General features: G+C 70.5%; 18 protein-coding genes and 4 pseudogenes. 12 read left to right on the plus strand and 10 right to left on the minus strand.

Annotated features, from left to right (window positions below):
• Positions 1–56: 56 nt before the first annotated feature.
• Positions 57–962 carry a LysR family transcriptional regulator gene (locus AQJ67_RS17640; protein WP_062719766.1) on the plus strand — a complete coding sequence of 302 codons (906 nt, stop codon included), beginning with the start codon at positions 57–59 and terminating at the stop codon, positions 960–962.
• Positions 963–996: 34 nt separating this feature from the next.
• A complete protein-coding gene (locus AQJ67_RS17645; RefSeq protein ID WP_062720088.1) occupies positions 997–1,797 on the plus strand; it encodes a phosphotransferase in 801 nt (266 codons plus the stop codon).
• A 13-nt stretch (positions 1,798–1,810) separates the two neighbouring features.
• On the opposite strand, the gene AQJ67_RS17650 is transcribed toward AQJ67_RS17645, so the two are convergent.
• The gene (locus AQJ67_RS17650; RefSeq protein ID WP_062719768.1) at positions 1,811–2,872 is read right to left on the minus strand and encodes an LLM class flavin-dependent oxidoreductase; all 1,062 of its coding nucleotides are present in this window, start codon (positions 2,870–2,872) and stop codon (positions 1,811–1,813) included.
• Between the two features lie 168 nt (positions 2,873–3,040).
• On the opposite strand from AQJ67_RS17650, the gene AQJ67_RS17655 reads away from it, so the two are divergent.
• Positions 3,041–3,712 carry a DNA alkylation repair protein gene (locus AQJ67_RS17655; RefSeq protein ID WP_425264164.1) on the plus strand — a complete coding sequence of 224 codons (672 nt, stop codon included), beginning with the start codon at positions 3,041–3,043 and terminating at the stop codon, positions 3,710–3,712.
• 18 nt (positions 3,713–3,730) lie between these two features.
• Here AQJ67_RS17655 and AQJ67_RS17660 read toward each other — a convergent pair whose 3' ends face one another.
• Positions 3,731–4,594, minus strand: a complete 864-nt coding sequence (locus AQJ67_RS17660; protein ID WP_062719772.1) for a phosphotransferase enzyme family protein — start codon at positions 4,592–4,594, stop codon at positions 3,731–3,733.
• Positions 4,595–4,753: 159 nt separating this feature from the next.
• Between AQJ67_RS17660 and AQJ67_RS17665 the strand changes: the two genes are divergently transcribed.
• From AQJ67_RS17665 to AQJ67_RS17685, 5 genes and pseudogenes are all read left to right on the plus strand, one after another.
• Positions 4,754–5,689 (plus strand): carbohydrate ABC transporter permease, encoded by a 936-nt coding sequence (locus tag AQJ67_RS17665; RefSeq protein ID WP_062719774.1) that lies wholly within the window; start codon positions 4,754–4,756, stop codon positions 5,687–5,689.
• Positions 5,686–6,519 carry a carbohydrate ABC transporter permease gene (locus AQJ67_RS17670; RefSeq protein ID WP_062719776.1) on the plus strand — a complete coding sequence of 278 codons (834 nt, stop codon included), beginning with the start codon at positions 5,686–5,688 and terminating at the stop codon, positions 6,517–6,519. The genes AQJ67_RS17665 and AQJ67_RS17670 overlap by 4 nt, the downstream gene beginning before the upstream one ends.
• Complete coding sequence (locus tag AQJ67_RS17675; RefSeq protein WP_062719778.1) at positions 6,519–7,802, plus strand: ABC transporter substrate-binding protein; 1,284 nt, start codon at positions 6,519–6,521, stop codon at positions 7,800–7,802. Before AQJ67_RS17670 ends, AQJ67_RS17675 begins: the two co-directional genes overlap by 1 nt.
• A gap of 311 nt (positions 7,803–8,113) precedes the next feature.
• Positions 8,114–8,455 (plus strand): annotated as a pseudogene (locus AQJ67_RS17680) (rRNA adenine N-6-methyltransferase family protein); the annotation flags it as partial.
• 45 nt (positions 8,456–8,500) lie between these two features.
• Positions 8,501–9,812 (plus strand): annotated as a pseudogene (locus AQJ67_RS17685) (glycosyltransferase).
• Here AQJ67_RS17685 and AQJ67_RS50195 read toward each other — a convergent pair.
• Complete coding sequence (locus AQJ67_RS50195) at positions 9,782–9,910, minus strand: hypothetical protein (protein ID WP_279616891.1); 129 nt, start codon at positions 9,908–9,910, stop codon at positions 9,782–9,784. The pseudogene AQJ67_RS17685 and the gene AQJ67_RS50195 sit on opposite strands and share 31 nt — an antisense overlap.
• Positions 9,911–9,913: 3 nt before the next feature.
• A pseudogene (locus tag AQJ67_RS50695) lies at positions 9,914–10,027 on the minus strand (hypothetical protein); the annotation flags it as partial.
• A 40-nt stretch (positions 10,028–10,067) separates the two neighbouring features.
• Here AQJ67_RS50695 and AQJ67_RS44465 point away from each other — a divergent pair.
• A pseudogene (locus tag AQJ67_RS44465) lies at positions 10,068–10,724 on the plus strand (acyltransferase family protein).
• A 65-nt stretch (positions 10,725–10,789) separates the two neighbouring features.
• On the opposite strand, the gene AQJ67_RS17705 reads toward AQJ67_RS44465, so the two are convergent.
• Positions 10,790–13,057, minus strand: a complete 2,268-nt coding sequence (locus tag AQJ67_RS17705; protein ID WP_062719788.1) for an MMPL family transporter — start codon at positions 13,055–13,057, stop codon at positions 10,790–10,792.
• 307 nt (positions 13,058–13,364) lie between these two features.
• On the opposite strand from AQJ67_RS17705, the gene AQJ67_RS17710 reads away from it, so the two are divergent.
• Complete coding sequence (locus AQJ67_RS17710) at positions 13,365–13,913, plus strand: DUF1697 domain-containing protein (RefSeq protein ID WP_062719790.1); 549 nt, start codon at positions 13,365–13,367, stop codon at positions 13,911–13,913.
• On the plus strand, positions 13,906–14,289 hold the full coding sequence (locus tag AQJ67_RS17715) for a nuclear transport factor 2 family protein (protein ID WP_062719792.1): 384 nt from the start codon (positions 13,906–13,908) through the stop codon (positions 14,287–14,289). The genes AQJ67_RS17710 and AQJ67_RS17715 overlap by 8 nt, the downstream gene beginning before the upstream one ends.
• Here the strand turns inward: AQJ67_RS17715 and AQJ67_RS17720 are convergent.
• The gene (locus tag AQJ67_RS17720; RefSeq protein WP_062719794.1) at positions 14,270–15,136 is read right to left on the minus strand and encodes a transglutaminase-like domain-containing protein; all 867 of its coding nucleotides are present in this window, start codon (positions 15,134–15,136) and stop codon (positions 14,270–14,272) included. The two genes, AQJ67_RS17715 and AQJ67_RS17720, sit on opposite strands and share 20 nt — an antisense overlap.
• 68 nt (positions 15,137–15,204) lie before the next feature.
• Here AQJ67_RS17720 and AQJ67_RS17725 point away from each other — a divergent pair, with 68 nt between their 5' ends.
• Entirely contained in the window at positions 15,205–16,245 is a 1,041-nt protein-coding gene (locus AQJ67_RS17725; RefSeq protein ID WP_062719795.1) for a ketopantoate reductase family protein, read from the plus strand.
• Here the strand turns inward: AQJ67_RS17725 and AQJ67_RS17730 are convergent.
• The 4 genes from AQJ67_RS17730 to AQJ67_RS17745 all read right to left on the minus strand — a co-directional run bounded on the left by AQJ67_RS17730 (position 16,205) and on the right by AQJ67_RS17745 (position 22,782).
• Positions 16,205–17,002, minus strand: a complete 798-nt coding sequence (locus tag AQJ67_RS17730) for a hypothetical protein (protein WP_062719796.1) — start codon at positions 17,000–17,002, stop codon at positions 16,205–16,207. The two genes, AQJ67_RS17725 and AQJ67_RS17730, sit on opposite strands and share 41 nt — an antisense overlap.
• Positions 16,999–20,946 carry a WD40 repeat domain-containing protein gene (locus AQJ67_RS17735; protein ID WP_159058781.1) on the minus strand — a complete coding sequence of 1,316 codons (3,948 nt, stop codon included), beginning with the start codon at positions 20,944–20,946 and terminating at the stop codon, positions 16,999–17,001. Before AQJ67_RS17735 ends, AQJ67_RS17730 begins: the two co-directional genes overlap by 4 nt.
• Positions 20,947–21,145: 199 nt before the next feature.
• Complete coding sequence (locus tag AQJ67_RS17740; protein ID WP_062719798.1) at positions 21,146–21,886, minus strand: sirohydrochlorin chelatase; 741 nt, start codon at positions 21,884–21,886, stop codon at positions 21,146–21,148.
• Between the two features lie 5 nt (positions 21,887–21,891).
• Positions 21,892–22,782, minus strand: a complete 891-nt coding sequence (locus AQJ67_RS17745; protein WP_062719799.1) for an ABC transporter permease — start codon at positions 22,780–22,782, stop codon at positions 21,892–21,894.
• Positions 22,783–22,835 lie beyond the last annotated feature (53 nt).

Here is a 22,835-nt window from a genome sequence, read left to right on the forward strand (position 1 = left end):
GTACCACCTTCTAAAACGATCATTTAGCGGCACTACATCGTCCCTACACTGACGCCATGGACGAACGCCAGTTGCGGATCCTGCGGGAGCTCGGCGAACTGGGCAGTGTCACGGCGGTCGCCGACGCGCTGCTGGTGACGCCGTCGGCGATCTCCCAGCAGCTACGGCTGCTCCAGCGCGCGATCCCGGTGCCGCTCACCGAGCGGCAGGGCCGTCGGCTGGTCCTCACCGACGCCGGACAGGCGCTGGCCGGCGCGGCCGTGGAGGTGGAGACGGCGCTCGCGCGGGCCCGGCACACCGTCGAGGGGTTCCTCGGGCAGCCGGACGCGGAGGTGTCGGTGGCGGCGTTCCACAGCGCGGGCTCCGCCTTCTTCCCGCTGCTGCTGCGCGCGCTCGCCGGGCCGGGCCGGCCGGTGCCGAGGCTCGCCGACGAGGACGTGCCGCAGGAGGACTTCCCGCGCCTGACCAGGGAGTACGACATCGTCCTCGCCCACCGTCTGGAGCACGCCCCGCCCTGGCCGGACACGGTGGCCACGACGACGCTGCTGCGCGAGCCGCTCGATGTCGCCATGCCCGCCGACCATCCGCTGGCCGCCAAGCGCCGCGTCACCCCGCGTGACGTGGCCGACGAACCGTGGATCACCGTGCACGACGGTTTCCCGGTGCTCGCCGTCATCGAGGCCATCGCCGCGGCGGCCGGCCGCCGCCCCCATCTCGCCCACCGCATCAACGAGTTCGCGGTGGTGGCCGAGGCGGTGGCGGCCGGGGGCGGCATCGCCCTGATCCCGCGCTGGACGATGCGCCCGCATCCGGCGCTGGTCCTGAAGCCGCTGAGCGGAGTCCAGGCCAGGCGACACATCGACGCGCTCTACCGCCCCGAACGCACGGCCCGTACAGCCGTCCGCACCGTCCTCACCGAGCTGAGCCACGCCGCGCGCACCATCCGCGACGCGGGGCCATGAGTGCCTGTCGCTCCACAGCGGTAGCGTGATCGGCATGACGGCTGAGGGCGAGGCACTGGTCGGCGGCATGGCGAACGCGGGGGCGGTCTTCCGCCGCGGTGCTCTGGTGGAGCGTCCGGCGCCGCGCAACGCACCCGCCCTGCACGCCTATCTCCTCGCGTTGAAGAAGCACGGTTTCGACGCGGCGCCCACCCCTGTCGGTCTCACCGAGGACGGCCGTGAGCAACTGACCTTCATCGTCGGCGACGTGGCTCTGCCGCCGTTCCAGGACCGGGTGATGACGAGAACCGCTCTGGAGTCGGTGGGGCGCCTGCTGCGGCGCCTGCATGAGACCAGCGCGGCCGTCGGGGTCGACTCCCGTGCCGGTTGGACCGGGGACCTGGCCGACCCGGAGGGCGGAACGATGCTCTGCCACAACGACGTGTGCCCGGAGAACGTCGTCTTCCGTGACGGCCGTGCCATCGCCCTGATCGATTTCGACCTGGCGGCCCCGGGCCGTCCCCTCTGGGACGTCGCCATGACCGCCCGCTACTGGGTGCCGATGCTCGATCCCGCGTCTGCGGCCGGTTTCTATCCCGCGGGGCTGGATGCGCCGGCGCGGCTGCGGATCCTCGCCGACGGCTACGGTCTCTCACCGCGGGACCGCGCCGGCTTGCCCGGCGTCGTGGAGCAGGCCACCGAGGTCTGCCGGGCCTTCGTGGCCCGCCGTGTGGCTGACGGCGACGCGGTCTATGTCCGGGCGCTGGCCGAGCGCGGTGGATGGGAACGCTGGGATCGTGTGCGGACCTGGCTGGCGGAGCGCCGCGAGACGTTCACGGCCGCGTTGCTGGACTGACCGGTCCAGGCGTTCAGGCGAGGAGTTCGGCGAGTTGGGCCATCTCGCTGGGCGGGTCGATCACCGGTTGGATGAGGAGCTCGTCGACGCCTGCCTGTTCCAGGGCGGTGATGCGGGTGCGGAGGTCGTCGCGGGTGCCGACGAGGGCCAGGCTGTTCATCAGCGAGGGAAGGACCAGGTCCCGGTCCTGTGGTGCGATGCGTCCGAGGTAGTTGGGATAGAGCTTGGTGTACCGGTCCGGCGCGGTGGCGGTGGTGCCACGCCGGTCGAGGAGTTGCCGCACCGCCTCGCGTGCGTCGGGGCCGAGTTGCGCGGCGAAGGCGGGGGTGTCGGCGGCGAAGTCCAGCAGCGACAGGACGAGGTGACCGGTCGTGTCCCGGGCCGCGTCGCTGTCGGCGTCCTCGTGGTCGCGCAGCAGGTGGAGCGCGGTGACCACGTAGGAGTTCGGGGGTGAGTCGGGTGAGTCGGGGTCGTGGAGCGTGCCGTGGGCGGATTGGCGGCGGGCGTCGTGCAGCGCGTGCCAGGCGGTGGGGTCGAGCAGGCCGAAGGAGATGAGGCCGGAACCGCGGCGCCCGGCGACGGCGGCGGCTTGGGGCCCGAGCGCGGCCACGACGAACTCGATCGGATCGGTGGTGTTCACCTGCGCCCCGGCGTGCAGGAACCGGATGCCGCGGACCCGGTTCCCCTCGCGGTACTCGGTCGGGCGCCCGGCACACAGGTCCTGGAGTGCCGCGGTGAAGTTCTCCAGCGCGGCCGTCGTGGTCGGCGGCATGCCCAGCGTGCGCCGGGCGGTGTTTCCGGTGCCGACCCCGCAGCTGATCCGGCCCGGTGCCAGGGCATTGAGGCTGGCGAAGGCGCTCGCCGCGGCCGGGGCCGAGCGCAACGCCGGTGAGGTCACGCCGACACCGAGCCGGATACGACGGGTGGCCTTCGCGCACAGGCTCAGGGCGACGAAGGGGTCCCCGTGGACCATCGGGGTGTCATTGACCCAGAAGCTGTGCAGGCCCAACTCCTCGGCCCGCACGGCGAGGTCCTCCACACCGGGCTGCGCGGCGACCACGACGCCTGCACGCATCAGACCTCCAAGGGACGAGGCTCGCATCGAGCCTGCTCATGCTGGCAGGTCCCGGGGCCGAAGCCCATGGCCGTGCCGCCGCCCGCGCAGCCACCAGGACGCGGCGCTTTCCGTCGTAGGCTGAATCCCGCACATGAGGGACAGGAGGCCGAGGTGGCCGAGACGGCGCTGACCGAGACGACGGTGGCCGAGGTGCTGGCCGAACTGGCCGGGCTCGACGACCTGAAGATCCGCGCGGTGAACGAGAAGCACGGCGACGATCACGGTGTGAACCTCGGCAAGCTGCGCGCCCTCGCGAAGCGGCTGAAGACGCAGCAGGAGCTCGCGCGCCGGCTCTGGGCGACCGAGGACACCGCGGCCCGGCTGCTGGCGCTGCTGATCTGCCGCCCGAAGGCGTTCGAGCGCGACGAGCTGGACAGCATGCTGCGCGACGCACGCACCCCCAAGGTGCACGACTGGCTCGTGAACTACGTGGTGAAGAAGAGCCCGCACTCCGAGGAGCTGCGCGTGGCCTGGTTCGCCGACCCCGATCCCGTCGTCGCCGGCGCCGGCTGGGCGCTGACCACCGAACGCGTGGCGAAGAAGCCCACGGGCCTCGACCTCCCGGGACTGCTCGACACCATCGAGGCGGAGATGAAGGACGCCCCGGACCGTCTCCAGTGGGCGATGAACCACTGCCTGGCGCAGATCGGGATCGAGCACGCCGAGTACCGCGGCCGTGCCCTCGCCATCGGCGAGCGCCTGGAGGTGCTCAAGGACTACCCGACGTCCCCGGGCTGCACGTCACCGTTCGCGCCGGTCTGGATCACCGAGATGGTGCGCCGGAAGAACGACACGTAGGCACGGCGCGGTTCGCGCTCAGAACGGATACCACCGCACCGTCTCGTCCCCGTCCCGCAACGACGCCACCCGCCGTTCGAACTCGGCCAACGCCTTCGGATTGCTCGGCGCGTGCTGCGCCACCCAAGCGCAACTCGCCGTCTCCCGCGCCCCGCGCAGCACCGAGCACCCCTCCCACTCCCGGACATCCCAGCCGTACGCCTCGACGAACGACCGGTAGGCCGCCTCGGGCAACCCGTACCGGTCGCGGGAGAGTGCCATGACCACCAGGTCGTGCTCGCGCAGGTCGGCCGAGAAGGTCTCCAGATCCACCAGCACCGGCCCGTCCGGCCCGACATGCACATTGCGCGGCAGCGCGTCCCCGTGGATCGGACCCGGCGGCAGATGCGGAGACAGGGCGGCCGCGGCCGCCGCGAAACCGTCCCGGCGCTCGCGCAGATACGTCGCGTCCGCCGCGTCGACCGCGTCCCCCGCCAGTCGCAGCCAGCGCTCAACACCCCCCAGCAGCTCCCGGGGCGGCAGCGCGAAGGAGGGCGCGGGCAAGGCGTGCACGACCCGTAGCAGTTCGGCCAAATCCCGTGGCTCGGCGGGCCGTACGGAGTCGGGCAGCCGGTGCCACACGGTCACCGGGTGCCCTTCCACCAGCAGCGGCTTCGATTCGGCGGCCCGCACCGCCGGAACGCCCGCCTCCGCCAGCCACGCCGCGATGTCCAGTTCGCGCTGGGCCCGGTCCAGGAGTTCGGCGTCGCGGCCCACCTTGACGACCAGGTCACCGGCGGCGAAGACCGCGTTCTCGCCCAGGGCCAGCAGGTGCGCGTCCCGCGCCGGGCCGGACAGTACTCCCGCCGCGGTCATGACGTCCCGCGCCCGTGCCTCGTCCATCGTCCGCCTCCGTGTCCCGCCCGGCCTGTCCGTCTCGGTATGTATTCCGGTCAGTCTCGCATTTCCACAGGTCGGACCGCGTGCGCGCGGTCTTGACGGGGTACGGCGCCTTCACGACCATGACGAGGCCCACCCGTGCCGTGCAAAGGGGCTGATTCCGTGACATCGGTGACCGAGGCGGAGAGGTCGGTGAGACGCACCCCGGGCGACCGGAAGCAGCGGCGCGTCACGGACCACGGCGCCTGGTTCCTCGTCCTCCCCGCGCTGATCCCGATCCTGATCCTGAGCGTGGGACCGCTGCTCTACGGCATCCTGCTGTCCTTCACCGACGCCCAGTCCGGACGGACCCAGCCCACCCAGTGGATCGGCGGTCTCAACTTCCGGGACCTGCTGCACGACACGCTGTTCTGGGAGTCGTTCCGGATCGGCCTGGTCTGGGCCGTCGGCGTCACCGTGCCACAGTTCCTGCTGGCGCTCGGCCTCGCCCTCCTGCTCAACCAGGACCTGCGGCTGCGCTGGCTGGCCCGCGCCCTCGCGATCGTCCCCTGGGCCATGCCCGAGGTCGTCGTCGGCGTCATGTGGCGGCTGGTCTACAACCCCGACGCGGGCATCCTCAACGAGACGCTCCGCGACCTCGGCCTCGGCGACGGCCGCGACTGGCTCAGCGGACTCGGCACCGCCCTGCCCGCCGTCATCGTCGTCGGCATCTGGGCCGGCATGCCGACCACCACGGTCGCTCTGCTCGCCGGTCTCCAGAACACCCCGCGCGAACTGCACGAGGCGGCCGCCGTGGACGGCGCCGGCGCCTGGCGCCGCTTCCGCACGGTCACCTGGCCCGCCCTGCGGCCCGTCGCCCTGTCCATCACGGCACTCAACCTCATCTGGAACTTCAACTCCTTCGCCCTGGTCTACGTCCTCACCAGCGGCGGCCCCGGCGGCCGCACCCGCCTGCCGATGCTCTTCGCCTACGAAGAGGCCTTCCGCTACGGCCAGTTCGGCTACGCGGCCGCGATGGGATGCGTGATGGTCGCGGTCATCTCGACCCTCCTCGCCGTACTCCTCGTGGGCCGGCTCAGGGGAGGTGACCGGTCATGAGGACCAGCACCGCGGGCCGCGTCGGCCAGTACGCCGCCCTTCTCGCCTACCTCCTCTTCCTCGCCTTCCCCTTCCTCTGGCTGATCTCCACCGCCTTCAAGCCCCCGCGCGAGCTCGGCAGCCTGCACCCCACCTGGATCCCGAAGGACCCCACCCTCGCCAACTTCCGCCAGGCCTTCGACGAACAGCCCCTGCTGCACGCCGCCCTCAACTCCCTGGTCGCCGCACTCGGCGCCGCCCTGATCGCCGTACTCCTCGCGACCCCGCTGGCCTACGTCATGGCCCGCCACCGCACCCGGCTCGCGCGCGCGGCGACCGGCTGGGTGGTCGTCAGCCAGGCGTTCCCGCTCGTCCTGGTGATCATCCCGCTGTTCCTGGTCCTGAAGAACCTGCGGCTGATCAACTCGGTGCCGGGGCTGGTCATGGTGTACGTCGTGTGGGCGCTGCCGTTCGCGCTGTGGATGCTCGTCGGGTACGTCCGCGCGGTGCCGCCCGAGCTGGAGGAGGCGGCGGCGGTCGACGGGGCCGGGCGGCTGCGGACGCTGGTGTCGGTGACGGCGCCGCTGCTCGCGCCGGGGATCGTGGCGACGGCGCTGTTCGCGTTCGTCACGGCCTGGAACGAGTTCTTCTTCGCGCTCGTTCTGCTGAAGACCCCCGAGAAACAGACCCTGCCGGTCGTCCTCACCCACTTCATCGGCGCGGAGGGAGTCGCGGACCTCGGCCCGCTGGCCGCCGCCGCGTTCCTCGCGACGCTGCCCTCGCTGGTGGTCTTCGCGGTCATCCAGCGGCGGATCACGGGCGGCATGCTCGCCGGGGCGGTGAAGAGCTGATGCGTACGAGAGTGCTGTCGACCCTGGTCGCCGTCCTCGCCCTGCTGCTCGCCGGATGCAGCGGCGACGACGGCCGTTCCGGCGGGCGCGTCACCCTGCGCTTCCAGTCACTGGCCTGGCAGGAGGAGTCCGTCGAGGCCAACAAGGAGCTGGTGGAGGAGTGGAACGCGACCCATCCCGACGTCAAGGTCGAGTACGTACAGGGCAGTTGGGACAGTGTCCACGACCAGCTGCTCACCTCCTTCGAGGGCGATGAGGCTCCGGACATCATCCACGACGCCTCGGACGACCTCGCGGACTTCGCGTACGGCGGCTACCTCGCCGACCTGACCGACCTGCTGCCGCGCCGGCTCAAGTCCGACATCCCGCAGCACAGTTGGGACACGGCGACCTTCGACGGCCGGATCTACGGCGTGCCGTTCCTCCAGGAGCCGCGGGTGCTCATCGCCAACGCGAAGTGGCTGAAGGAGGCGGGCGTACGCATCCCGACCCCCGAACGGCCGTGGAGCTGGCCGGAGTTCCGGAAGATCACCGAAGGGCTGAGCGGGGCCGGGAAGTACGGCGTCGCCTGGCCGCTCAAGGAACCCGTCTCCGCCTCCCTCAACCTGTCCCTGTCGGCGGGCGGGCAGCTCTTCCACCGCGGCGCCGACGGCAAGGTCACCGTCCGCTTCGAGGCGGCCGACGAGGTGATGCCGCGCACCGTGCACGACCAGGTCAACGCCGACCGCAGCGCCTCGCCCACCACCCTGGGCAGCGGAGGCTCGGACACCCTGCCCGGCTTCTTCGGCGGCCGCTACGCGATGGTCCCGCTCGGCTTCTCCTACCGCCAGCAGATCGTGCAGCAGGCACCGAAGGGCTTCGACTGGCAGGTGCTGCCCGCCCCGGCGGGCGCCGACGGCCTCACCCAGGGCGTCAGCCCGCAGACCCTGTCCATCGCCGAGGACAGCCCGCACCAGCGGGAGGCCGCCGAGTTCATCGACTTCCTGCTGCGGCCCGAGAACACGGTCCGGCTGGCGCTCGGCGACTGGATGCTGCCCACCGGAACCCAGGCCCTGCAGGACCCCGCCCTGCACACCACCGAGAACGACTGGGCCACCGGCACCGCCCTCGCCGCACACCTGCGCTCGGCGCCCGCCCAGTCGGTACGCGGCTACCCGGAATGGAAGGACAAGGTCGCCACGCCCGCGTTCCAGGAGTACTACAGCGGAGCCATCGGGCTGCGCGAGCTGCGTGAGCGTCTGGAGGACGACGGGAACCTGGTGCTCGCCCGCTACCAGCGCTGACGCGAGCGCCCGGGTAATTCGGTTGTCCGGGTCACCCGGCCACGCCCAACGTGCCGTCCGTGGCAGCGAACAACGCGATCTCCATCTCCGGTCACGGCCGGGGCTACGCGCACTCCGTACGGATGCGCCGCGGCCCCGGAGCCCTGACCGGCCCGGGGAACCACGCCCGCTGATCCCACGCGGAGCCTCTGCTCCCCTCCTTTTCTCCTGTCTTCCGGTCAGGGCCTTCGTCTGCCCTTTTCCCTCTCCACGGAAGCCAAGGACCGCAGTCCATGGCCCGCCCCACCCGCGTATCCCGCGCGCTCTCGCACACCCGGCTGACCGTCCTGACCTGGCCGCGCTACGAGTGGCGGCTGCTCGGCCGCGTCGGGCGGCACGGCTTCCGGCCCGTGCCCCGCGTGGACGCGGGGATCGTACGGATCGAGCGGCGCCGCACTCCGCTGCTCGACACCGCCGCGCAGGCGAGCTGGCGGCCGCTGGTGGAGCTGGGGTTCTCGGGGGTGGGCGGATCCCTGCACGCGTCGTTGCGCCGGGTCCATCCGAGGCGGCGGGTCGACGCGGCGTTCCGTCGGGCGGGCCTCGACGTGAGGGTTGTGGTCGGTGAGGTGCCGCCGGGGGCGTGGCTGGTACTGCACGAGGTGCTGGCGCCGTGACACGCGCGGTGCCGGCGCGGCGACACACGGGCTACCGGCGCAGCGATACACGGGCCACCGGCACAGCGACACACGGGCCACCGGCACCGCGAAACCAACTTGCACGAGACGTATCGTCTCGTTTAACCTCGCTTCCATGACCACCCCCGCTCACATCGCCATGTTCTCCATCGCCGCCCACGGCCACGTGAACCCCAGTCTCGAAGTGATCCGCGAGCTCGTGGCGCGTGGGCACCGCGTCACGTACGCGATTCCGCCGGCCTTCGCCGAGAAGGTCGCCGAGACCGGTGCCGAGCCGAAGCTCTGGACCTCCACGCTGCCCGGCCCCGACGCGGACCCGGAGGCCTGGGGGAGCACCCTGCTGGACAACGTCGAGCCGTTCCTGGCCGACGCGATCCAGGCCCTGCCGCAGCTGGCCGAGGCGTACGAGGGAGACGAGCCGGACCTCGTCCTGCACGACATCGCCTCCTACCCGGCCCGCGTCCTCGCCCACCGCTGGGGCGTCCCCGCGATCTCGCTCTCCCCGTGCATGGTCGCCTGGGAGGGGTACGAACAGGAGGTCGCCGAGCCGATGTGGGAGGAGCCGAAGAAGACGGAGCGCGGCCGGGCCTACTACCAGCGCTTCCAGGCGTGGCTGGAGGAGAACGGCGTCACCCAGCACCCCGACCCGTTCACCGGACGCCCCGACCGCTCCCTCGTCCTGATCCCGAAGGCGCTCCAGTGGAACGCCGACCGGGTGGACGAGTCCGTGTACTCGTTCGTGGGCGCCTGCCAGGCCGACCGCACGGCCGACGGCGACTGGACGCGTCCGGCGGACGCCGAGAAGGTCGTGCTGGTCTCCCTCGGGTCGGCGTTCACCAAGCAGCCCGCCTTCTACCGGGAGTGCGTGCGTGCCTTCGGCGACCTGCCCGGCTGGCATCTGGTGCTCCAGGTCGGCCGACACGTCGACCCCGCCGAGCTGGGCGACGTACCGGCCAACGTCGAAGTGCGCTCCTGGGTCCCGCAGTTGGCGATCCTCAAGCAGGCCGACCTGTTCGTCACCCACGCCGGGGCGGGCGGCAGCCAGGAGGGCCTGGCCACGGCCACCCCGATGATCGCGGTTCCGCAGGCCGCGGACCAGTTCGGCAACGCCGACGTGCTCCAGGCACTCGGCGTCGCCCGCCACCTCCCGACGGACGAGGCCACCGCCGAGCTCCTGCGCGAGACGGCCCTCGCGCTCGTCGACGACCCCGAGGTCGCCCGGCGTCTGAAGGACATCCAGGCGGAGATGGCCGGGGAAGGCGGGACGCGCCGGGCCGCCGATCTCATCGAGGCCGAGCTGACGGCTCACCCCGTGGCGCGGGACGAAGCGGGGTGAGTGGTGCCGATGGCCGCCTCGATGGCGTGGATCGCGCGAGCCGGGTCCGGCAGGTAGAGGTCCCACAGCTCCACGGAGCCGCCCGTGCCGACGGCCACGCTCCGACCGTCCGGGCTGAACGCCACCGCCACGGGTGACCGGCCCGGCAGGCTGATCCTGGCCCGACCGGTGGCGAGGTCCCAGAGGCGGACCCCTCCGGCACCGGCCGTGGCCAAGGTCCGCCCATCGGGACTGAACTACTCGTCGTACACCTTCATGGCGGACTTCCGGCGGGAGCTGATGCCGCAGTTCAGCACCAGCCGGTACGGCATCATGGTGTTCTTCCTGGTGAGCGGCTACATCGTGCCCGCCTCCGCCTCCGCCTCCGCCTGCACCGGCGGTCCGCGGCGACCGCCCTCCTCCTGGCCGTGCTCGCCGCCGTGAGCGTGGCGGCTGGGGTCGTGCTGCCGCCCTCTGCCCTGTCCGGGCTGGTCGGCACCGGCCCGCTGATCGTGTTCGCCTCGATCGCCATGGCGGTCGCCCTGTGCTGTGCGAGCGCCACGTCACCCGTACTGCGGGTGTCCGGGGGCGTGTTGGGCGGGGTGTCGGCGTTCGTCCTGGTCGTGTTCAACGGCACGGTCCCGCTGTGGGAAGGCCTGGTGATCCTCGCGGTGATGTTCCTCGGCACCGCCGTCCACCGGGCCACCTCGGATGCTGAGCGGACTGGGCACGATCAGCTACTCGGTCTATCTGACCCATCCGGTGCTGCTGGCCGTGGTCGACAGCACGGTCGGCCGCCGCCAGGACGATCTCCTGCCCGAAGTGGCGTTTTTCGTCGTGCCGTTGCCGCTGTGCGTGCTGACCCATCGCTACGTCGAAGTACCGGGCCAGACCTGGGGCCGCAGGCTGGCAGGCCGCGTACGGCCGCCGTGACATGCGCGGCGGGGCCCGCCGACTCCGGGGGGAGTCGACGGGCCCCGCTTGTCGGGCGGACGGGCTCAGACAGGCACCCGCTCACCCTCGTCGTCCCGAGCCGCCTTCCGTGTCACGGCCTCCGGTGCCTCGTCGTGCGTCAGGTCCGGCAGCCGGTGCAGCCACTTCGGCAGATACCAGTTGTGCTCGCCCAGCAGCGCCATCACCGCCGGGAGCAGCACACCCCGGATGATCGTGGCGTCGATCAGCACGGCCGCCGCGAGGCCGACGCCCATCTGCTTCATCGACTGCATGGACAGCGTGCCGAAGATCGCGAACACGGCGACCATGATGACCGCGGCACTGGTGACGACCCCGGCCGTGGTGACCACACCGTGCTGGATCGCGTCCTTCGTCGTACGGCCGCGCAGCCGCGCCTCGCGGATCCGGGAGACCACGAACACGTGGTAGTCCATCGACAGGCCGAAAAGGATCACGAAGAGGAACAGCGGCAGCCACGTGATGATGGCGCCGACGCCCTCCGCGCCCACCAGGGACGCGCCCCAGCCGTGCTGGAAGACGGCGACGAGGATGCCGTACGCGGCGCCCACCGACAGCAGGTTCAGCACGATCGAGGTGACGGCGACCGTCAGCGAGCGGAACGACAGCAGCATCAGACCGAAGGCGAAGACGACGACGAACGCGAAGACCGGGATGACGGCTCCGGCCAGCTGGTCGTTGAAGTCCTTCGACCCGGCGACCTGCCCGGTGATCGGGGCCTCGACACCCTCCACCTTGCCGAGCGTGGCCGGCCGTACCTCGTCGCGCAGCTTGTCCAGACTCACGCCCGCCTTGTCGAGGTCGGAGCCGCCGACCAGCGGGACGTACACGAAGGCGATGTTCTGCTCGTCGTGCAGCTTGATCTCCACCGGGCCGCGCGAGGCGCCCGAACTGATCGCCCGCTCGCGGAAGTCGGCGAGCGCGGACTTCACCTCGGGGGAGTTGATGTCGTTCGCCTTCACGACCACCTCGGCCGGCTCGGAGCCGCCCGGGAAGGCCTCGTTGAGCCGGTTGTACGTCTGCACGATCGGCAGCGAGCCGCCGAACTCCTTGTCCAGGGTGAGCTGCTGGGTCTTCATGCCGAGCGCGGGCGCCGCGATGGCCAGCAGCGCACCGGCCGCGACGGCGACCGAGACGACCGGCCGGGCGAGCACGCCCTTCAGTACGGCCGTCCAGAACCGGCTCTCCCGGTTGCCGCGCCCCCGGCCCCGGCTCCGCTTGCTCTGCGGGTGCAGGAAGGGGATCCTGCCCTTCTCGACCCGCTCGCCGAGCAGCGACAGCAGCGCCGGCAGCACGGTCACCGACCCGACCATGGCGACCGCCACGACCATCAGCGAGGCCAGACCCATCGCCTCGAACTCGGCGAGCCCGGTGAACAGCATGCCCGCCATCGCCACGCACACCGTGACACCGGAGACGATGATCGCCCGGCCACTGGTGGCGGCGGCGACCCTGAGGGCCGTCTGCGCGTCCCGGCCGGCCTCGCGCTCCTCACGCTCACGGCGCAGATAGAACAGGCAGTAGTCGACGCCTACGGCCAGGCCGACCAGCAGCATCACGGAGTTGGCGGTGTCGCTCATCGGCATGACGTGGCTGACGAGGCCCATCAGGCCCATCGTCGCCATGATCGCGGTGACCGCCAGCAGCACCGGCAGCAGAGCCGCCACCAGCGCGCCGAAGGCGATCAGCAGAATGCCGAGGGCCACCGGCACCGCGGAGTACTCGGCCTTCTGGAAGTCGTCCCCGAACGCGTCGTCGAACGTCTTCGTCATGCTCGCGCCGCCGATCTCCTCGATCCGCAGCGACTCGTGGTCCTTCTGGACGTCCCCGACGGCCTTCAGCACGGGCTCCACACGCTCGCCCGCCGTGTCCGCCTCGCCGCGCATGTCGAACTGCACCAGCGCGCTGCGGCCGTCCTTCGAGATCGTCCGGGTGTCGTACGGCGACGTCACGTCCGTGACCTCGCCGGTGCCCTCGACCGCCTTCACGACCGCGGTGACCGCCGACCTGAACTCGGCGTCCGTGGCCTTGAGGCCGCCGTCCCTCGCCTGGATCAGGACGGTCTCCCCGGCCGGCTCGTCGATCCCGGCGTCCTCGACGATCTTGGCGGCGGTGTGCGTCTCGCCCTTCAGCTGGTCGCTGTCCTTGACGTCGACCCGGCCCGCCGCCGAGCCGAGCCCCATCGCCAGGACGACGAACAGCACCCAGATGCCGACGGCAGCCCATCGATGGCGGGCGCTCCAGCCGCCTGCGCGGGCGGCGAGCCCCCGCACTCGCGTGTCTCCGTTCCCCATGACGGGCTTGCCCCCTTGATTGCGGTGGCGGCCCCCTGCCGCCCCCTTTCGTTTCGAAGGTATGGGCCGGATAAAGCCATCTCGTCGTGCTTCCCGGTGAAGTACGGCGGCCGGAACTCATCCGCTCGGCCACCGCCCTCTCCCCACTGGGGAGGACGAAGGTCCCCTACATCTATCGGGGCGATGAGGTTGTGCTTTGTACTGACCGCTAAGTAACTTACGGCTCCGGGCCGTCGTGCCCACCCCCACGGGGCACGACGGCCACGACAGCCCGGCCACTGTCAGTGGGCCGCCTTAAGGTGGCCGGATGACGACGACGTATGCGGCGCTGCTGCGCGGAATCAACGTGGGCGGCAGCAGAAAAGTCCCGATGGCCGACCTGCGCACCCTCCTGGCCGGCCTCGGCCACGGCGGCGTACGCACCTACCTCCAGAGCGGCCAGGCGGTCTTCACCGCCGACCACGGCGACGAGGACTCCCTGGCCGCCGAGCTCACGTCGGCGATCGAGAAGCAGTTCGGCTTCGCCGTGGACGTCATCGTGCGCGACCACGCCTACCTCCGGGCCGTCGCCGACAACTGCCCCTTCCCGGCAGCCGAGTTGGAGGCCAAGCAGCTCCATGTCACCTACTTCTCCGCCCCGGTCGACGCCGGCCGCTTCGCGGAGATCGACCAGCCCGCCCACCTCCCGGAGGAGTTCCGCCTCGGCGACCGCGCGCTGTACCTCTACGCCCCGGACGGCCTCGGCCGCTCCAAGCTCGCCGAAATCCTGTCGCGGCCCCGGTTCAACAAGGGTTTGATCGCCACCAGCCGCAACTGGAACACCGTCGTGAAGCTCGTGGAGATGACAGGTGACTGACCATGATCCCGCCGTGCAGGCGGCCATCGAGGGCGAACTGAGGCTCCTGGACCCCGAAGTCCGCAGCTCGCCCGAACCGCTCGGGGCGCTGCTGCACCCCGACTTCCACGAGTTCGGTTCCTCGGGGAGGCGCTGGGACCGGGCGACGACCCTGGCCCGTCTGCCGGTGGACACCGATCCGTCCGACCCCGAGGACCGGTACGTCGTCACCTCCGAGATCCGGGGCGTCCGGCTCGCACCCGACGTCGTCCACCTGACCTTCGACACGGAGTACGGCGGCCGGCACGCCCACCGCAGCTCGCTGTGGCGCCGGACGGCCGAAGGATGGCAGATGTACTTCCACCAGGGGACGCCCTTCAGTGCCGAGGAAGCGTGACCTCGCGCAGACCGAAGGAGGGCGACTTGGAGAGGATCTCGCGGGGCGGCGCCAGCCGCGGCTGCGCACACAGGCGCCGTACGTCCTCGTCGGTGTGCGCGGCGGCCACGGCGTCCAGGAGCGCGAGGTCGCCGTCCGACAGCGACACGTCACCGAAGCCCGCCAGAGGCTCCCAGCCGTCCCAGGGCAGCGTCTCCACGCCACCCCGGCACGCCAGGTCGAGGACGAGACTGCCCCGCACGAACCACATCCCGCGCAGCGCCCCGTCACTCCAGAACCCGAACGTCCCCGGATCCGCCGCCCCGCCCCGGCACGCCCGCCACGCGTCGCCCGCCACGAGAAACCGGTCGCGCGGCACGTCCAGCGGATCGAAGCCGAGATCGCCGTAGGCCGGATGCAGGACCTGTGGGTCGACCAGCCGCCAACTCCCGTCCGGCAGCCGGTACTCGCTGACCCAGTGGTCCTCGTGGAAGCCGTCCACGAAGTAGGTGCCGAAGCCACCCCGCACCCGCGCGGGCGTCCCCGTGGCCCGCAACAGCGACACATGCAACAGCGCGAAGTCCCGGCACGTCCCCACGAACCGCTCCTCCGGCTTCCGCGCCTCGGTCAACGGAGCGTCCCGGCGCTCACGCAGGACCCGCAGGATCTCGGTGACGTACCGGGACTCGGCGTCCTCGCGCAGCCGTTCCTCGGGGATGGCGTAGCCCAAACGCCTCCCGTCCCCCTGATGGATCATCACGTTCCGTACCACGAGGGCGAGTCCGCGCGGATCGCTCGGCAGCCCACTGATGTCCAGCTCCCCGGGATCGCTGTAAGGCGTCTGCCGCGAGTAGAAGTCGTCGTCCATGCGGGGAACCCTCAAGCCTGCCCCAGGGGCAAGGTCAACCCCGTGGACGGGTGTGCGAGGCTCGTCGTATGCGCTACATCATCATCGGGGCAGGAGCGGTCGGCGGTGTCATCGGCGGACGGCTCGCGGGCTCGGGGCGCGACGTCGTCCTGGTCGCGCGGGGCGCGCACTTCGAGGCCCTACGGGACCACGGGCTGCGGCTCAGGGTGCCGGAGGGCGAGCTGACCCACCGGCTGCCCGTCGTCGACGGCCCCGCCGCGCTCGGGGAGCTCCGCCCCGACGACGTCCTCGTCCTCGCCGTCAAGACCCAGGACAGCGTGGCCGCGCTACAGACCTGGGGCCCGGCCCCGGTGACGGGCGGCGGCACGGCCGCGGAGCGACTCCCGCTGGTCTGCGCACAGAACGGCGTCGAGAGCCAGCGCCTGGCCCTGCGCCTCTTCCGCCGGGTCTACGGCGTCTGCGTCTGGCTCCCGTCGACCTACATCGAACCCGGCGTCGTCTCCGCGGCCGGCCGCCCCCTCACCGGCATCCTCCACCTCGGCCGCCACCCCCACGGCACCGACGAGACCGCCCGCCTCATCGCCGCCGACCTGGAGAAGTCGCACTTCGAGGCACCGGTCGTGGCAGACGTGGCCCGCTGGCAGTACGCCAAGCTGCTGGCCAACCTCGGCAACGCCCTGGAGGCCGTGGCCGGCCCCGTCGACAGCGAGGAGGCCGCGGCGCTGTTCCAGCGCGTCCGTGCCGAGGGCGCCGCCGTACTCGACGCCGCCGGGATCGCCTACGCCGACGCCGAGGAACAACGCGCGGTACTCGGCGACAAGGTCACCCTCGTCCCCCTCCCCGGCACCCCCCGCGGCGGCGGCTCCTCCTGGCAGTCCCTCACCCGAGGCACCGGCACCATCGAGGCCGACTACCTCAACGGCGAAATCACCCTCCTGGGCCGCCTCCACGGCGTACCCACCCCCCTGAACGAACTCCTCCAGCGCCTCGCCAACACCTTCGCGCGGGAGCGGCGGGCGGCGGGGTCGATGCCGGTGGGGGAGTTGGTGGGGCTGGCCGAGGAGGCGGTTACCGGGAGGCGAGGGCCTCGGCCACCGCAGAGTGCTTGAGATAGTCGAGCACGTTGTGCGGCCACACCGGCGCGATGTTGATCTCGGGAAGCTCTTCCACGCCGGAGAATACCCGGGCCAGCTCCCCTTTTGGGATGGCCACGAAGTCACCGACATCGGCGATGTTGTGCCAACGCCGCACGTTCGGCGGCTTCGTACCGCGGCCCTCCGATGGAAGAGGGTCGAGCCGGTGGAAGATCGCGTGCGGCAGGGCCAGCGGGGAGCCCAACGTCAGGAACAGCCGTACGTCGAGTTCTTCCGATAGTTCGTGAAGCGTCTCGTAGGCGACCACGCTGCCCAGGGAATGGGCGATGACGATGTCCGGGCGGTGACGGAGCATCGCCTTGCGCACCCGCTCGCGCACGGCGGTACGACCGGCGGCGAAGTAGCGGGTCACCTCCGGAAAGAAGAGCCTGACCGTCTTCTCGACCAAGGCCGGGTTCTGCCCGGTCCGTTCGGCGACCTTGCCGCAGACCCAGCGTAGCCACCCGGTGGCGTGGCCCTGCGTTCCGGCCAGGTCCACGTCCCAGGCCAGGGCCCACTGCTCGACCAGTGCGAGTGCGTCGTCATCGAGTTCGCCGCTCTGCTTCTGGCTGCGGAGAAGGTCGGCATAGTAGGCCGTCTCGAGCTGGAGGGCCGTGGCGTTCGGCCCCAGGGCGGCGAGCCAGTCCGTGCGCAGACGGACACTGCCGTCGTACGGGGTGGTGTCGGCGGCCTTGTAGTTGCGAACGCCATGGACGCCAAGGACCCGGGTCATGGTGAGAGTTCCTCCGATGCGGGATCGGTGCAGTGATAGACCGCGAGGGTGCCGCGGAGTCCTACGAAGAGTTTGTCCGGGCCGGCGAAGGCAAGGGATTCGGCTGACTGCGGCAGTGGAATGCGCGCTGTGAGACGCAGAGTCCTCGAATCCCAGACTCTGATCGAATTGGTTCCTGACGAAAATTCGTCCAGACTCACCGCGAACCGATGGCCGTCGGGAGAGAAAGCGAGAGCCTGCACACTGCTTGGTCTTCCGTTGACGCGTATGGCTTGGGCGGCGTCGGAGAGTGGGACCGCCTCCATACGTATGACATGGATGGTGCCTTGGTAACCGACGGCCACGAGCATCTGACTGTCGGGGGAGAAGTAGAGATCCGGGTTGGGCATCGCCTTGCCGAGCCAGACGCGTGCTACCTCATTGCCCTTGATGGCGTCCCGGAGTGTGAGCCACTGCTCGTCCTCGCCGATGGCCGCGACAAAACGGCCGTCGGGTGAGGCAGTCGCATCACCCGAAGCGAACTCCGTGAGCTCGGGAACGACCCGCTCTTCTGTCACGCCCTTCCAAAGACGCAGTCGGCCATCGCCGGAGCTGCTCATCAGGAGAGACTCCTTGACCGGGTGGAAAGCGAGCCCGTAGACCGCGGTGCCGCCTACGACAAGGCGGTTGACCGTCTCTCCCGACGCCACGTCAATGACATGGATGACATTCTCGATATCGACGGCGAGCAAGGATCCGTCCGCCGATACGGCCAGAGAATGGTTCGGGTAGCCGTCAAACGGGATGCGATGCGTCTCTTCGAGACTCTCGCAGCAGCGCAGCACGATGCTGTCATCGTGCAGCGAGGCGAGACGACCGGCCCGGTCCGAGAACGCGATGGCCCAGGTCGGCTCGGACTGGAGAGGAACTGGCTCCCAGCCCCGTGTCTTCCACAGGAGCAGACGTGACGGGCCGACCATGGCCAAGAGACGTCCGTCGGGGCTGAATTCCGACATTCCGCTTTTTTCGCTATCCGACAGCCGGGTCGCCCGGTGGGGGGTGTCTCCAGTGAGATCCCAGACGGACGCCTCCAGTTCACTGCTGGTGACGGCAAGCCAACGACTGTCGGGTGAATAAGCGAGTGAAGTGACCGGCCCTGTCTGGGAGTCCCACGGTTTCCCGACGAGAACCCGGTTGCGGATGTCCCAGAAGTGAATGTTCCGGGTCCATGCCCCAGTGGCGAAGGCGAGGCGCGTGCCGTCCGGTGAGAACGCGATGCTGTTGGCCTGCCTGCGGATCGGCGGGGCTGCCTTGTGCCAGGTCTCCGTTTCCAGGATCCGTACGTCGTTGTACGTCGAGGTCGCGATCAAGGCGCCGTCAGGAGAGAAGACCATGCCACGGGCATAGGAACCGCCGGTGTCGATGTACCGGTCACTGGAGTCCACTCGACCGCCCGTCGCCCACAGGAGCGCGTGTGCCGCTTCCTGCGGCTGGAAGGCAACGTCTCTTGCGATGCCGGCGAATCGATTCCGATGCTCCCGCAGATCCAGACGATCGGCGTCCAGGACGAAGATGGAGGCCCGGTCGGAGGCGCTTCTGGTTCGTCCGTGCGCCCGCCATGACGCGCTCACGAGACGGAGGTACTCAGCGGCCAGGTCCGAGTGGCAGAGGTCGATCGCCCGGTGGTCCTGGTTCGGATCGAAGCTGATCAGAAAGTACGGATCGGTGAGGAGAGCCTCGGCGTGCTCGACGGACTCGGCGGCTGTCACATGGCCCAGTGCGTGCTGGAGTACGTAGGGCTCGGCCGCAAGCCAGCCGTCGGAAGGCCGGCTGGCGGATCCCGCCAGGAAGGGGCCGACGATCTCCGCCAACAACTGCCGTTCGAGATCGAGGCTTTGCCGGGCGTCCAGAGGGTCGCGGCCCAGCGGGTGATCGCGGAGGTAGTCCGCCAGACCCTGCTGGAAGATCCGGTACAGGGTCTTGCTCTCGCGATCCACTCCGGTGCGCAGAAACGGGGAGGCCTCCCGCAGGGTCGCCTCGAAGTCCTTGTCCGTCATGTCGTCGGCGTGCAGCACCTTGAGACAACGCCGCAGCGTGACACGTGGCATGCCATTGCCCTTGGCGCGAGCGATGATCGCGAGGACGGCGCGCAACGCCGGGAACTCGCCGCGACGCGTGGTCAGCACCGCCTCCAGCAGATCGGGAAGATTCGCCGACGCTCCCTTCGCGTAGGCCTCCGCGGCGCCTTCGTCCAGCGGTGGATGGGGGAGCGTCATCAGGTAGTGGATGTACAGTCCCGCCAGCAGAAAGGGACCCCACTGGCTGTGCGGCCGCAGATTCCGGACGATTCCCTGTGCGCCCAGCTTGGCCAGCGTTTCCACGAACCTGGCGGAAGCGCCCGTGGCGTAGGGCTCGCCGGTCCTCAACAGCCTGGTGATGTACCGGCGTACGTCCTCCTCGACCGCGCCCGGATCGGCGGTGTCCAGGTCGATGGCCTCGCCGGTGACTTCCTCCATCCCGTTGAAACCGGCCAACGCGTCGATGACCTCGTGCCGCCCGCCCAGCAGGATCCTGCACGGAGAGGCCTCCGTGACATCGCACTGCTCCTCCGGAACGAGGAGATCGGCCACCAGTTGGAGGACGGCGTCCGGATCGGTGCTCTCATCGACGGCATCGAGCACGATGAGACGGTTCTTCTGTTCCCGTCCCAGAGCCGTACGCAGCAGCCCGGAAGTCCACGTGCGCGAGTCCCTGTCCGGGTCGGTCTTGGCCGGGAGGCCGTCCTGCTGCTCGCCGGGGGCGCCGTCCTCCTCGTCCTCCTTGGGCAGTTCGAGTCCTGACATCCCCGCGATCGTGTCGATGACCTGCTGCGCGGAGCGCTGGCGGGCGTGGACGGCGACGACGCCGGGGACCTCGGGAAGCGTGGGATCGGCGATCTCCCACTGCTCGTGGAAGGGACCGCGCAGGCTCGGATGGGCGGCACACGCGATGACACCCAACAGCCCGGACTTCCCGGCGCCGGCCGCGCCCGACACGGTGAGCAGCGGGCTGCGGCTCGCCTGCCACGCCATGTAGCGCTTCAGTTCGGCCGTCCGGCCGGAGAAGAACGCGGCGCCACTGGTGGCGGAGACGAGGCCGCGCCCGGAGGCCCGATCGTAGAAATAGGTCCAGTCGTCGATCTCCTCGCCTGCCGCCATGCGCGCGCCCAGGTCCTTGCGCAGCTCTTCCTGGCCGGGTACGTAGCCCAGGGAGCTGCGTCGCGCATGGATCTGCTCGGACGTCAGCCCCGCAGTCCGCGGATTCAACAGGAACGGCCAGTCCCCGTCTCCCTGTTCCAGACTGAAACCGACGGACATGCGCCAGGTGGAACTCTCTCGCCGGCCGACCCTGACGAGTTCTTCCACGAAGCTCGTGAACCTGACCGCTCCTTCGGTCAGGGTGAAGTCATAACCTCGCAGCCGGTCCAGCGCCGTGGCGATCCAGTGGCTGAACTTGCCCTGCTCCGCGGGAACGCTGCTGACGACAGAGCCGAGTGCCCACACCCCCCGGCCGGCGCCGAGTTCGGAAATCGGCTGCCGCCCTGTTGCCGCCCCGGCCGAGCATGTGTCCACCAAGAAGACGATCCGACGCCGGTCGCCGCCCCGCTCGACCTCCTGCTGCGCCTTCTCGATCCACCGGTCCACGTCGACTCCGCGGTTGTCGCGTGCGACGAAGGACAGGCGACCGCTGCGATCGGTACGGCCGTGCCCGATCAGATGCACGACGGTCACATCGGCGGGCTGCTGTTCGTCGATGAGCCACCGCCGTAACAGGGCCTCGATCTCGCCTTCGGTCTGGTTCACCGAGGGTTCGGGGACACCCGCGCCCAACTGCTCGAAGGCCCGGCAGACTTCGTCCATCCGCTCGGTGACGAAGCCAAGCTCCTCCTCGGCCTCGCCGTCGAAGCTCCCCACTCCGATGGACAACACCAAGACGCTGTGAGCGCCGCCGCGCTCCCCCGAAAACTCCAACACGTCTCCCGCACGCATCAGTGGGCGCAACACCGTGGTCGCGACCGGGCAGGCCCGGCACGACCTCCTGACGCTACAGGATCGGACCTGCCGAGGTCCCTGCAATGCCGGGTCCGCTGCCCTGAGGACGGGAATCGCTCAAGCAGACGACCTCTCAGGCCCCGACCGCCGCCAGCACCGGCACCCGAGCCGCCTCGTACCGCTCCACCAGTACCCGAGCCACCTCCGGCGCCGCCCCGAGCACGTCCGCCAGGACATCCGCGTCGGCCGCGCCGCGCGCGATCCGGTCCGGGAGGAAACCCGGGGCCAGTACGTACGGCGCCACAGCCACCCGCTCGCAGCCGAGCGCCCGCAGCTCCCGCACCGCGTCCTCGGTGCGGGGAAGGGATGCGGAGGCGAACGCAGGCCGCACGGCGCACCAACCGGTGTGCCGCCACTCCCGCGCGATTGCTGCGATCACCGCGTTCGCCTCCGGGTCGGAGGACCCCGCCGAGGCCAGCACGACCCCGGTCGAGGACTTGTCGGCGGGGCTCAGGCCCGCCTCGTACAGACGCCGTTCCAGGGAGGAGAGGAGCAGCGGGGACGGACCCAGCACCTCCGCCTGGCGGATCCGGAGCTGCGGCGGCGCGTCCCTCAGCACGGCCGGGATGTCCGCCTTCGCGTGGAAGGCGCGCGTCAGCAGCAGCGGCAGGGCCACGACGTCACGGACGCCCTCCGCGGCCAGCGACTCCAGCACGCCCGGCACGGACGGGATGTTGAAGTCGAGGAAGCCGGTCTCCACCCGCACGTCCGGTCGCAGCGAGCGCACCCGGCGTACGAGGGCATGCACGGTCGCGGCATGCCGCGGGTCGCGGCTGCCGTGGGCGATGACGAGGAGAACCGGCTTCTTGAACAAAGGACTCAGCTCCTTGCCAGCAGACCGCGACTGCGCAGCACCCACCGCTCCAGCGGGCTGAAGATCAGCAGGTCGATCGCGATGCCGACGACGAGGATCAGGAAGATGGCCAGGAACACCTGGGACATGCTGCTGTTGGTGCGCCCCTGCTCCAGCAGCTGACCCAGCCCGATGCCGAGATCGGGCGAGGTGGCGATGATCTCGGCGGCCATCAGGGACCGCCACGAGAACGCCCAGCCCTGCTTCAGACCGGCCAGATAGCCGGGCAGCGCGGCCGGCATCACGATGTGCCAGGTGCCCTTCAGCCCCGTCGCGCCCAGCGTGCGGCCCGCCCGCAGGAACAGCGGCGGCACCTGGTCGACGCCCGACACCAGGCCGTTGGCGATCGAGGGGACCGCGCCGAGCAGGATCACGGCGTACATCATCGAGTCGTTCAGGCTGAGCCAGATCACGGCCGGCGGCACCCAGGCCACCGACGGGAGCGACTGCAGACCCGACAGGATGGGCCCGATCGCCGCCCGCACGAACCGCACCCGCGCCACCAGCAGGCCCAGCGGCGTACCGATCGCCAGCGCCAGCAGGAAGCCCATCAGGCCGCGCGAGACGGACGTCCAGATGTAGTCGAACAGCGTGCCCTGCAGCCAGGACTGGCGTACTTCGCCCCACACGTCGGACGGCGAGGGCAGCTTGTAGTCGGGCGCGACCTCGGCCCACACCAGGATCTGCCAGACCGCCAGCACCAGCGCGACGGCGACGACCGGCGGCAGGACCTTCTGGGTCAGGGTGCGCCGGAACGGCGTACGGCCCGTCTGGACCGTTTCCAGGGCGTCCAGGCCCGCCTCGACTCCGTCGAGATCGCTGCCGTCCTTGGCGACGCTCGTCTCAGTGCTGGCCATGACGGCGGATCTCCCCACGCAGTTCTTCGGTGATCTCCCGCGACAGCTCCGCC

The organism is Streptomyces caeruleatus, assembly GCF_001514235.1.
Taxonomy (GTDB): domain Bacteria; phylum Actinomycetota; class Actinomycetes; order Streptomycetales; family Streptomycetaceae; genus Streptomyces; species Streptomyces caeruleatus.

Excerpts from the sequence above, each read along its gene's own strand:
- AQJ67_RS17640 (WP_062719766.1), top strand. The coding sequence starts at position 57 with ATGGACGAACGCCAGTTGCGGATCCTGCGGGAGCTCGGCGAACTGGGC.
- AQJ67_RS17645 (WP_062720088.1), top strand. The coding sequence starts at position 997 with ATGACGGCTGAGGGCGAGGCACTGGTCGGCGGCATGGCGAACGCGGGG.
- AQJ67_RS17650 (WP_062719768.1), bottom strand. The coding sequence starts at position 2,872 with ATGCGTGCAGGCGTCGTGGTCGCCGCGCAGCCCGGTGTGGAGGACCTC.
- AQJ67_RS17660 (WP_062719772.1), bottom strand. The coding sequence starts at position 4,594 with ATGGACGAGGCACGGGCGCGGGACGTCATGACCGCGGCGGGAGTACTG.
- AQJ67_RS17670 (WP_062719776.1), top strand. The coding sequence starts at position 5,686 with ATGAGGACCAGCACCGCGGGCCGCGTCGGCCAGTACGCCGCCCTTCTC.
- AQJ67_RS17675 (WP_062719778.1), top strand. The coding sequence starts at position 6,519 with ATGCGTACGAGAGTGCTGTCGACCCTGGTCGCCGTCCTCGCCCTGCTG.
- AQJ67_RS17705 (WP_062719788.1), bottom strand. The coding sequence starts at position 13,057 with ATGGGGAACGGAGACACGCGAGTGCGGGGGCTCGCCGCCCGCGCAGGC.
- AQJ67_RS17710 (WP_062719790.1), top strand. The coding sequence starts at position 13,365 with ATGACGACGACGTATGCGGCGCTGCTGCGCGGAATCAACGTGGGCGGC.
- AQJ67_RS17720 (WP_062719794.1), bottom strand. The coding sequence starts at position 15,136 with ATGGACGACGACTTCTACTCGCGGCAGACGCCTTACAGCGATCCCGGG.
- AQJ67_RS17725 (WP_062719795.1), top strand. The coding sequence starts at position 15,205 with ATGCGCTACATCATCATCGGGGCAGGAGCGGTCGGCGGTGTCATCGGC.
- AQJ67_RS17730 (WP_062719796.1), bottom strand. The coding sequence starts at position 17,002 with ATGACCCGGGTCCTTGGCGTCCATGGCGTTCGCAACTACAAGGCCGCC.
- AQJ67_RS17745 (WP_062719799.1), bottom strand. The coding sequence starts at position 22,782 with ATGGCCAGCACTGAGACGAGCGTCGCCAAGGACGGCAGCGATCTCGAC.